Below are 11338 nucleotides of genomic sequence, written 5' to 3'. Positions count from 1 at the left end.
TATTCCAATGTGCTGGCGCGCAATCTGCCGCCCGTGCAGGAGCTGCAGCAAAAGCTGATCGACATCCAGAGCAAGGCCGTCGTGCCGATTGATGACCTCAAGGACATCAACAAGAAGATGAACGAGGGCGAAAAGGCCTCGCGCGACGCCAAGAAGGAAATGATCGAGGCCAATTTGCGTCTCGTGATCTCCATCGCCAAGAAGTACACCAACCGCGGCCTGCAGTTCCTGGACTTGATCCAGGAAGGCAATATCGGCCTGATGAAGGCGGTGGACAAGTTCGAATACCGTCGCGGCTACAAGTTCTCGACCTACGCCACTTGGTGGATCCGTCAGGCCATCACCCGTTCGATCGCCGATCAGGCCCGCACCATCCGTATCCCGGTGCACATGATCGAAACGATCAACAAGATGAACCGCATCTCGCGCCAGCATTTGCAGGAATTCGGCTTTGAGCCGGATGCCCCGACCCTGGCCGAGAAGATGGAAATCCCTGAGGACAAGATCCGCAAGATCATGAAGATCGCCAAAGAGCCGATCTCCATGGAAACGCCGATCGGTGACGATGACGACAGCCACCTGGGCGACTTCATCGAGGACACCAACAACACCGCGCCGATCGAAGCAGCGATGCAAGCCGGCCTGCGCGATGTGGTGAAGGACATCCTCGACAGCCTGACCCCGCGCGAAGCCAAGGTGCTGCGCATGCGCTTCGGCATCGAGATGAGCACGGACCACACGCTGGAGGAAGTCGGCAAGCAGTTCGACGTCACCCGCGAGCGCATCCGCCAGATCGAGGCCAAGGCCATCCGCAAGCTCAAGCACCCGAGCCGCTCGGACAAGCTGCGCACGTATTTGGACAATCTCTAAACCGTACCCGCAAGAGCAGCACAGGCGCTCAAAAGACACAGGCCGGCCATGCGCCGGCCTTTTTCATGCCTGTTCCGTGGGGCCGTCGCGCCGGCATCCCTTCAGCTGACACAAGGCCGGGCTACACTGAGACTTCCATCACGATTTCCAGCCTCCGCAAGCGCTCATGACAGACATCCGCGAACGCACCGTGCTCTTTGCCGATCTGCGCGGCAGCACGGGACTGTTCGAAACCCTGGGCAACGCCGAAGCCACCTCGGTGGTCACCCACACGGTAGGCTTGATCAGCAAGGCCGTCGATGAATGTGGAGGCAAGCTGGTCAAGACCTTGGGCGATGGCCTGATGGCCGTCTTCGAGGGCCCACGCGACGGCATCAAGTCCGCGACCCGCATGCACGAACTGCTGGAGCGCGTGGTAGCCCGCGGCAAGCAGCATGGCGCCTCGCCGGGCCTGCGTGCGCTGCGCATGCAGGTCGCCCTGGCGCGCGGCGAGGTGGTCGAGATGAGTGGCGACTGCTTTGGCGATGCCGTCAATGTGGCCGCCCGCCTGCTGGACCATGCCGGCGACAACGAGACCCTGATCACCGCCGAGGTCCTGGCCGGCCTGCCCAGCAATCTCAAGGCGCGCTTCCGCAGCCTGGACCTGATTGCGGTACGCGGTCGGGCCGAGCCCGTCCATGTGCATGTGCTGGACAAGCCCAGCCAGGGTGATGTGGCCGCCACGCAGTTCGGGGAGGTGCGCCACGCGACCAGCGAGCCCGATGGCATGCGGCTGATCTGGATGGATCTGGACCGGGTCTTCGACGTCGGTCATATGCCCATCGTGCTGGGGCGCAGCGTGCAGGCCACCTACTGCATCACCGACGGGCGCGTCTCCCGCTCCCATGCGCGCATTGACTGGCACGGTGGCACCTTCTCCCTGACCGACCTCAGCTACAACGGGACCTTCGTTCGATTCGGCGCCGCGGGCGAGATCCTGAGCCTGCGCCGCGGCAGCTGCACCCTGCACGGCAGCGGCGTCATCGGCCTGGGCGGCCCGCCGACCGAGGCGCTGGCGCCCGCCGTGCGTTTCGAAGTCCTGCACTTTGCAGATACCGAACCGCTGGTCGGCGTGGACAGTGGTCTGACCCGACGCGGCTGAACGGCCCATCCCCTCTCTCCTGCCCATGTCCTACCAAGCCGAAGCGCCCTACTCCCACGGCAGCCCTGCCCGCAGTGCCGTGCTGCTGTGCAATTTAGGTACCCCCGAAGCCCCCACGGCGCCCGCCTTGCGGCGCTATCTCGCCCAGTTCCTGAGCGACCCGCGCGTGGTGGAAATTCCCAAGCTGGTCTGGCAGCTGATCCTGCACGGCATCATCCTGCGCGTGCGCCCCGCCAAGTCGGCCGCCAAGTACGCCAGCGTCTGGCTGCCCGAAGGCTCGCCCCTGCAGGTCTGGACCGGCAAGCAGGCCAAGCTGCTGCAAGGCTATCTGGGCGAGCGCGGCCACCATCTGATCGTGCGCCATGCCATGCGCTACGGCCAGCCGGCCATTGCCGAGCAGCTCAATGCGCTGCGCGCCGAGGGCGTCACTCGCGTGCTGGTGCTGCCCGCCTATCCGCAGTACTCCGGCGCCACCACGGCCAGTGTGGTGGACGATGTGGCGCGCTGGGCCCTCAAGACCCGGCACCTACCCGAGCTGCGCTTCATCAACCGCTACCACGATGACCCCGGCTATATCGCCGCCCTGGCCGAGAGCGTGCGCGCCCACTGGGCCCACAACGGCCAGCCCGAGCTGCTGATGATGAGCTTCCACGGCATGCCCGAGCGCACTCTGCACCTGGGCGACCCCTACCACTGCGAATGCCTGAAGACCGGGCGACTGCTGGCCGAGGCCCTGGGCCTGCGCCGCGAGCAGTGGCTGGTCACCTTCCAGAGCCGCTTCGGCAAGGCCAAGTGGCTGGAGCCCTATACCGAACCCACCCTGCGCGCGCGCGCCAAGGCGGGCCTGAGGAAGGTGGACCTGATCTGCCCCGGTTTTGCGGCCGATTGCCTGGAAACGCTCGAGGAAATCGCCCAGGAGGCCCGCGAAGCCTTTCTGCACGAAGGCGGTCAAGAGTTCGGCTACATCCCCTGCCTGAACGACAGCCCGGCCGGCATGCGCATGCTGGCCGATCTGGCCGAACGCCATCTGCAGGGCTGGCCCACACGCGAGCTGCCCGATGCCGCGCAGGCCGGCGCCCAGCGCCAGGCTGCCCTGGCGGCGGGCGCCACGCGCTGAGCCAGAGATTCAGGCCTGGCCTCAGGCCAGGGCACGCATTTCCCGCAGCAGCACCGAGAGCATGGCCAGATCGATGCTGCGGGCCGTGCGCAGCTCGGCCTGCAGCTGCGCGCAGCGCTCCAGCACGCGCGCCTGAGACTGCTGCCAGGCCGACAGCCTGGCCTCCACGCTAGCAGCCGCAGCGCCGGCCGGGCCGCCGAGCACACGCCCGGTCACGGCCCGCTGCACGGCCGAGAGCTCGTCCAGCATGGCCCCCTTGGCCAACATCTGCCAATGCTGCGCGGCGGGCAAAGCCTGCACATGCTCGCGCACCAGGGGCAGACCCAATCGCGCACCCAGATCGAAGTAGAGCGCCGCCACCTGGGCCACGGGCTGCCCCGCGCTGTCGGCCACCTCGGCAATGTCCAGCGTGGCCGTCAGCGCACTGAGGCTGACCACCCGCGCCGCCAGTGCCTGGGGCACGCCTTGCTCGACATAGCGCGCGGCGGCCTGGGCCAGGGCGGCACCTTCCTGCTGCTCCAGCAGCTGGGGCAGCTGCCCGGCCAGATCGCCGACACAGGCGCGGAAGCGTTCGATGGTGTGCCCCATCTCGTCGGACAGGCGGGCCGAGCGCAGGAACCAGGTGGTGCCCCGCTCCAGGTGATGGCTGAGTTCGATCAGCATGGTGCCCTGCACCTCGTCCTCGATCTGCCCCTCCAGGGCCTCGATGTCCAGCCATAGCCGCACCAGGCCAAACACCTCGCGGGCCAGCAGATAGGCCCGCACCACCTCATGAGGCCGCGCGCCGATGGACTCGCACACCCGGTAGACAAAGCTGGGCCCCACCCGGTTGAGCATGCTGTTGATCACATGGGTGGCGATGATCTCGCGGCGCAGCGGATGCCTGGGCATATAGCTGCTGAAGCGCTCTGCCAGCGTCTGCGGGAAGTAGCGTGTCAGGGCAGTCGCCACCCAGGGGTCATCCGGCAGGGGCGAGGCCAGCAACTCGTCGTACAGCCACATCTTGCTGTAGGCCAGCAGCACCGCCAGTTCGGGGCTGCACAGCCCCTGCCCGGCCGCGCGGCGCTCGGCCAGCTCCTGATCAGAGGGCAGATATTCCAGCGGGCGATCCAGGCGAGCCGCCTTCTCCAGGAATTGCATGAAACGGGTCTGCGCATCCAGCAGCTGCGGTGCAATGCGCCGGCACAGGGAGAGGATCTGGGTCTGGAACACATTGTCCCGCAGCACCAGGGCCGCCACCTCGTCCGTCATCAGGGGCAGCAAGGCATTGCGCTGTTTCTCGGTCAGCTCACCCTCGCCCAGGGGCAGGCCCAGCAGGATCTTGATATTGACCTCATGGTCCGAAGTGTCCACGCCGGCGGAGTTGTCGATGGCATCGGTATTGATGCGCCCACCTTGCATGGCGTACTCGATGCGGCCGCGCTGGGTGCTGCCCAGATTGCCCCCCTCGGCAAAGACCTTGCAGCGCAGATCACGGCCGTCCACCCGCAAGCCATCGTTGGCCCGGTCGCCGACCTGGGCATGGCTCTCGCTGCTGGCCTTGATATAGGTGCCGATGCCGCCGTTGTAGATCAGGTCGACCGGAGCCTTGAGCAGGGCATGGATCAGCTCGGTCGGCGGCAGGGCCTCCACCTCGGGCGTCAGCCCCGCCAGCAGGCGCAGCTCGGCCGAGATGGGAATGGACTTGGCGCTGCGTGGCCAGACGCCGCCGCCGCTGGAGATCAGGCCGCCGTCGTAATCGGCCCAGCTGCTGCGCGGCAGCTTGAACAGGCGCTCGCGCTCCTGGTAGCTGCGCTCGGCATCGGGGCTGGGGTCGATGAAGATGTGGCGGTGATCAAAGGCCGCCACCAGGCGGATATGGCGCGACAGCAGCATGCCGTTGCCAAACACATCGCCGGACATATCGCCGATGCCGACCACGCTGAAGTCCTGCATCTGCGTGTCATGGCCCATCTCGCGGAAGTGCCGCTTGACCGACTCCCAGGCGCCGCGCGCGGTGATGCCCATGAGCTTGTGGTCGTAGCCGCGCGAGCCTCCGCTGGCAAAGGCGTCACCCAGCCAGAAGCCGTATTCGGCGCTGATGGCATTCGCGTAGTCGCTGAAGCTGGCCGTGCCTTTGTCGGCCGCCACCACCAGATAGGGGTCGTCGCCATCGTGGCGGCGCAGCTGAGGCGGCGGCACGATCACATCGCCCTGGCGGTTGTCGGTCAGATCCAGCAGGCCGCGCAGATAGTTCTGGTAACAGGCCACGCCCTCGGCCAGATAGGCCTCACGGTCCGCGGGCGACGGTGCCCGCTTGAGCACAAAGCCGCCCTTGCTGCCCACAGGCACGATGACCGTGTTCTTGACCATCTGCGCCTTGACCAGGCCCAGCACCTCGGTGCGGAAGTCCTCGGGCCGGTCGCTCCAGCGCAGGCCGCCGCGGGCCACCGGGCCGCCGCGCAGATGCACGCCTTCAAAACGCGGGGCGTAGACAAAGATCTCGGCCCAGGGCCGTGGAGCCGGCAGACCCGGCACCCGGGCGCAGGCGAACTTGAAGGACAGGAATTCGCGCGGCGCGCCGTCGGGGCCACGGCGGAAGAAATTGGTCCGCAGCGTGGCCTGGATCAGGGCCAGGTATTGCCGCAGCACGCGATCTTCGGAGAGGTTGGACACCTCATCCAGCGCACGCTCGATGTCTTGGATGAGCTGCTGGGACTGGGCGTCCTCGGCGGCGCCACCCCCGGGTGCAAAACGCAACTTGAAAAGGGCCACCAGCTGGCGGGCAATGCCAGCATGCTGGACCAGGGTCGCCTCCACAAAAGGCTGGGACAGGGCGAAGCCGATCTGGCGCAGATAGCGCGCATACGCCCGCAGCAGCACGATATCGCGTGCCGGCAGCAGGGCCGCCACGGTCAGGCGATTGAAGTTGTCCACCTCCACCGCGCCATCCAGCAAGGCGGCCACGGCCTCCTCGAAGACGGGCTTGAGCGCTTCCACATCCACCTCGTCGGGCGATGCCGCCAGCACCAGGCCGAAGTCGTGGATCCACAGCGGCGGCTCACCCGCCGGCGTGATGCGATAGGGGTGCTCGTCCAGCAGACGCACGCCCAGGCACTCCAGCATTGGCAGACTGTCCGACAGCGCCAGCGGCTCGCCACGTCGTATGAGCTTGAAGCGCAGCTGCCCCGGCGCTGCCTCCAGCGGGCGATAGAGCGAGAGCGCGTAGGGCCGCTGCTGATCCAGGGCCGCCATGGCTTCGATATCGGGCACAGCGGCACGGGCCTCGAACTCCTCCCGGTAACCGGCCGGGAAGGCCTCGCTGAAACGTCGCAGCAAGGCGATGCCGCGAGCCTCGCCCACGGCGTCGATCAGCGCCGTCTTGAGCGCATCCACCCAGCGTCTGGCGGCGGCGATCAGCCGGGCCTCCAGCTCTCGCACATCGAAAGGCGGGATGCCGCCCGGCGTGGTGCGCACCGTGATGTGGATGCGGGCCAGCACCGAATCGGAGAGGCTGACGTTGAACTCGCTCGCGCTGCCCTGCAGCACCTGCATCAAGATGGCCTGCCAGCGCTGCCGCAGCTCGGTCGTGTAGTTCTCCCGCGGCGCGTAAATCAGGCAGGAGACAAAACGCTCGAAGGGGTCCTGCCGCAGGAAGAGGCGAAAGCGCTGCCGCTCGCCCAGCTGCAGGATGCCCATGGCGATTTGCAGCAGCTCGGGGGCCTCGATCTGGAACAGCTCGTCGCGCGGATAGGTGTCAAGAATATTGATCAGGGCCTTGCCCGCGTGGCTGCCGGAGGCCAGCCCCGCGCGGCGCACCACCTCGGCCACCCGATGGCGCAGCAAGGGGATCTCGGACGGGCTGGTGTTATAGGCCGTGGAGGTGAACAGGCCCAGAAACCGGTGCTCACCGCAGACCTGGCCGTCGGCGTCGTACTGCTTGATCGCCACATAGTCCAGATAGCCGGGTCGATGGACCGTGCTGCGGGCCGTGGATTTGGTCACCTCCAGCGGCTGGGGGCGGCGCGCCTGGGCGCGCAGCTGCGGCGTCATGGCGGCAAAACTGGCCACCGCATCCAAGGCCTGCGGGTCGCGCAGAATGCCCAGGCCCGAGCCCGCCTCCACCTCCAGGCGGTCCTCGCCAGATTCCTGCACGATGCGATGGGCGCGGTAGCCCAGAAAGGTGAAGTGGTTGTCACTGAGCCAGCGCAGAAAGGCCGATGCCTCTTCAAGCTCGGCCGGCGGCACGGGGGCTTTCACGGCCGGCAACTGCTGGGTGAGTGCCAGCATGCGCTGCTGCATGGCCGGCCAGTCGCCCACCGCCGAGCGCACATCGCTCAGCACCCGCAGCAAATCGGCCGCCAGGGCGTCCTGCTGAGCGGGCTCAGGCACGCGATCGACCTCCACATGGATGAAAGACTCGCGCCGGCCCTCGGCCTCATCCAGCGACTCCAGCGTGCCATCGGCGCCGCGCCGCACGCCCACCAAGGGATGGACCAGCAGGTGCAGGGTCAGGCCGTGACGGTTGATCTCCATGGAGACCGAGTCGACCAGAAACGGCATGTCGTCATTCACGATCTCGATCACGGTATGCGTGGTCTGCCAGCCATGTTCGGCCAGGCTGGGGTTGAAGACCCGCAGCTTGATCTGACCGGGCTCGCGCCGGCGCGCGAACTGCCAGTGCGCCAGAGCCGCTCCGTAAAGATCGCTGGCTTGGCGCGCCGCCAGATCGTCGGGATCGACCTGGGCAAAGTAGCGCGCCACAAACGCACTCATGGTCTCGTGCTGCTCGCTGGGCAAGCGGGATCGCAGCAAGGCCAGAATGGGTTCCAAGGATTCGGACACTGCGGGGCTGGCACTCGTGATGGGCATCGCGCGCTCCTGGGCTCTGTGAACCAGCCCCTAGCATGCCTCAGGCGCGCGCCTTCGTGGTGCAAATCTGCATCAAGACCCGACCCCCAAGCGGGCCGCCCGCCGCGAAAGCAACAAGGCCGCCCGAGGGCGGCCTTGTGGAAACGGGCTGGCGGCTCCGGTACTCAGGCCCGGCGGCGCCACTTCAGCACGCGGGGCAGCACCAGGATCATGGCCACCACCACCAGCAGCCCCAGGGAGATGGGACGCTCCCAGAACACGCTCCACTGACCGCCGCCGATCGCCACCGCATTGCGCATATGGGCCTCGGCCAGGGGGCCCAGGATCATGCCCACCACCACGGGCGCGGTGGGGAAGTCGAAGCGCCGCATCACCACCCCCAGCAGACCGATGGCCAGCATCAGGTAGAGATCAAAGGCGCTCTGCCGCATGCCGTACACGCCGACGGTGGCAAAGATCAGGATGCCCGCGTACAGCGGCGCCTTGGGGATCTTGAGCAGCTTGACCCACAGGCCCACCAGGGGCAGGTTCAGCACCAGCAGCATCACATTGCCGATGTAGAGCGAGGCAATCAGGGCCCAGACCAGGGTCGACGAGGTCTGGAACAGCTGGGGGCCGGCCTGGATGCCATAGTTCTGCAGGGCCGAGAGCAGGATGGCGGCCGTGACCGAGGTGGGAATGCCCAGGGTCAGCAGGGGCACCAGGGTCCCGGTGACCGCCGAATTGTTGGCGGCCTCGGGGCCGGCCACGCCCTCGATGGCGCCGGTGGTGCCGAACTCCTCCTTGTGCTTGGAGAGCTTGCGCTCCGTGGCATAGCTCAGAAAGGTCGGGATCTCCGAGCCGCCCGCGGGAATGGTGCCGAAGGGAAAGCCGATGACCGTGCCTCGCAGCCAGGCCGGCACCGAGCGGCGCCACTCGGCGCGGTTCATATGCACCCGCGACATCTTGTTGAGATCCTGCCGGCTGCGCCCCTCGTACAGCGCGTTGTAAAGCACCTCTCCCACCGCGAACAGACCCACGGCCACCAGCACCACCTCGATGCCATCCATGAACTCCGGGATGCCGGCGGTGTAGCGCACCGTGGCCGTGATCTGGTCCATGCCCACCAGGCCCATGGCCAGGCCCACGAAGAGCGAGGTCATGCCGCGCAGCGTGCTCTGCCCCAGCACCGCACTGACCGTCGTGAAGGCCAGCAGCATCAGGCAGAAATACTCCGGCGGGCCCAGGGTCACGGCAAAGTCGGCCAGCACGGGCGCAAACAGGGTCACCAGCACGGTGGCGATGCTGCCCGCGACAAAGGAGCCAATGGCCGCCGTGGCCAGGGCTGCGCCGGCGCGGCCGCTCTTGGCCATCTTGAAGCCCTCCAGCGCCGTCACCATGGTGCCGGTCTCACCAGGGGTGTTGAGCAGGATGGAGGTGGTGGAGCCCCCATACATCGCGCCGTAGTAGATGCCGGCGAAGAAGATCATGGAAGCCGTGGGCTCCACCTGGGAGGTGATGGGCAGCAACATGGCCACCGTCACGGCCGGGCCCAGGCCCGGCAGCACGCCGATGGCCGTGCCCAGCGCGCAGCCGACAAAGGCCCAAAGCAGGTTGATGGGCGTGCCGGCGGTGGCAAATCCGCCGAGCAGCTGTGTCCAGAGTTCAGTCATGAGAAGGCTCCGTGCCGCGATCGCGGCGGGCTGGGGGCAAGGCTTGGTCGAATCGGGCCGGGATCAGATCCAGCCCCCCGGTACCAGAGCGGGCAGATTGATGGCCAGCAGCTTGCTGAACAGCCAGAAGACCGGCGCCGCGATCAAGGTGCCGGTGGCCGCGTCCAGCGCCAGCTGACGCGCACCGCCCCCAGCACGCCCCTCGGACAGGCGCAGCCCGCGCACCGCCAGCACGTAGCACAGCGTGCAGGACAGCACGAAACCTATCTGCGTGATCAGGGCCGCATTGGCCACCACACCGGCCACCACCCAGGCGGCAGAGCGCCAGTCGGCGCCCTCGGCGCCAGAGGGCGTTTCCATGTTCCGGAAACCACCAGACAGGGCCTCGCGCACCAGCCAGATGCCGCAGGCCATCAGGGCCGCCGCCACCAGCCAGGGCAAGGCATTGGGACCCACGCCCGCATAGCCCACTTCCGCAGGAATGGCCATGGCACCCAGCGCCATCACAAAGCCGATCAGCAGGGTGCCCGCGCCCACCAGGCCTTGGTAGAGCTGTGGAGCAGGACGGGAGGACTCGCTCATGGGCGTCTCCGGATTCGATGTGTATATGTGTGAGGGAGCGGCCCAAACTCAGAGGCCCGCCACGCGGGCGGGCCTCGGAATCTCAGGCACAGGTCGGGCGGAGCGAGCCTCCGCCCGATGACGCTCAGATCATGCCGGCCTTGACCATCACGGCACGCAGCATGGCGAATTCCTGATCCACGAAGTCGTGGAAGGCCTTGCCCGTGAGCAGGGCCGGCGTCCAGCCGTTCTTCTCCAGCGCATCCACCCAGCTCTTGTTGCGGAACACGGCGGTGATCATGTCCACCAGGGCCTTCTGGGCCTCCGGGGCGATGCCGGGGGCGGCGTAGACACCGCGCCAGTTGCCGATTTCCACGTTGTAGCCCAGCTCCTTGAGCGTGGGGATGTTGAGGCCCTTCAGGCGCGTGGGCGAGGTCACGGCGATGGGACGCATCTTGCCGCTCTCGATGTACTGCTGGAACTCGCTGTAGCCGCTGCCGCCCACGGTCACATTGCCACCCAGAATGGCCGCGGTCGCCTCACCACCCCCGCGGAAGGGCACGTAGTTGATCTTGGACGCATCCAGGCCCGCTTCGCGCGCCAGCATGGCCGCGGCAATGTGCTCGGTGGAGCCGCGCGAGCCGCCGCCCCACTTGACGCTGGCCGGGTCCTTCTTCATCTGCTCGACCACGTCCTTCATGGTCTTGAGCGGCGAGCTGGCCGGCAGCACGAAGACGTTGTATTCGCTGGTCAGACGGGCAATCGGCGTGGCGGTCTTCAGGTCCACCGGCGGCTTGCCGGTGATGATGCCGCCCAGCATCACGGCGCCCATCACCATCAGGGCATTCGGGTCGCCCTTGCTGGCGTTGACGAATTGGGCTAGGCCGATGGCACCGGCCGCACCGCCCTTGTTCTCGTAGCTGACTGAGGCGGCCAGACCGGCGTCCTGCAAGGCCTTGCCCAGGGCGCGGCCCGTGGTGTCCCAGCCACCGCCGGGGTTGGCCGGAATCATCATCTTCAGATTGGCCGCAGCCTGGGCGTTCAGGGGCAGAGCACCAACCGCGGCCAAGGCGGCCAGGGATTTCAGGAATTCGTCACGACGCATGGCAGATGTCTCCGTTGTAGTAATGGGAACAGCCGGAATCG

Annotated in this window: 7 protein-coding genes; 3 read left to right on the top strand and 4 right to left on the bottom strand. The window is 67.0% G+C overall.

Annotated elements, in window-relative coordinates:
• The 3 genes from rpoD to hemH all read left to right on the top strand — a co-directional run.
• On the top strand, positions 1-870 hold an 870-nt coding region (rpoD, locus tag ACK5F2_RS09360; RefSeq protein ID WP_409864274.1), incomplete at its 5' end, for an RNA polymerase sigma factor RpoD.
• A gap of 166 nt (positions 871-1036) precedes the next feature.
• Positions 1037-2011, top strand: a complete 975-nt coding sequence (locus ACK5F2_RS09355) for an adenylate/guanylate cyclase domain-containing protein (RefSeq protein WP_409864273.1) — start codon at positions 1037-1039, stop codon at positions 2009-2011.
• A gap of 25 nt (positions 2012-2036) precedes the next feature.
• Positions 2037-3128: a ferrochelatase gene (gene hemH, locus ACK5F2_RS09350; protein WP_409864271.1), complete on the top strand. Its 1092-nt coding sequence runs from the start codon at positions 2037-2039 to the stop codon at positions 3126-3128.
• A gap of 21 nt (positions 3129-3149) precedes the next feature.
• On the opposite strand, the gene ACK5F2_RS09345 is transcribed toward hemH, so the two are convergent.
• The 4 genes from ACK5F2_RS09345 to ACK5F2_RS09330 form a co-directional block, all read right to left on the bottom strand.
• Positions 3150-7979: an NAD-glutamate dehydrogenase gene (locus ACK5F2_RS09345; protein ID WP_409864270.1), complete on the bottom strand. Its 4830-nt coding sequence runs from the start codon at positions 7977-7979 to the stop codon at positions 3150-3152.
• Between the two features lie 164 nt (positions 7980-8143).
• A complete protein-coding gene (locus ACK5F2_RS09340; RefSeq protein ID WP_409864269.1) occupies positions 8144-9631 on the bottom strand; it encodes a tripartite tricarboxylate transporter permease in 1488 nt (495 codons plus the stop codon).
• 63 nt (positions 9632-9694) lie between these two features.
• Positions 9695-10213, bottom strand: a complete 519-nt coding sequence (locus tag ACK5F2_RS09335) for a tripartite tricarboxylate transporter TctB family protein (RefSeq protein ID WP_133602553.1) — start codon at positions 10211-10213, stop codon at positions 9695-9697.
• 124 nt (positions 10214-10337) lie between these two features.
• Positions 10338-11297 carry a Bug family tripartite tricarboxylate transporter substrate binding protein gene (locus tag ACK5F2_RS09330; RefSeq protein WP_409864268.1) on the bottom strand — a complete coding sequence of 320 codons (960 nt, stop codon included), beginning with the start codon at positions 11295-11297 and terminating at the stop codon, positions 10338-10340.
• Positions 11298-11338 lie beyond the last annotated feature (41 nt).

This window comes from Roseateles sp. (assembly GCF_046300915.1).
In the GTDB taxonomy this organism is placed as follows: domain Bacteria; phylum Pseudomonadota; class Gammaproteobacteria; order Burkholderiales; family Burkholderiaceae_C; genus Kinneretia.
Note: the sequence above shows the minus strand (reverse complement) of the source record. Positions and strands in the feature narration are given on the sequence as shown.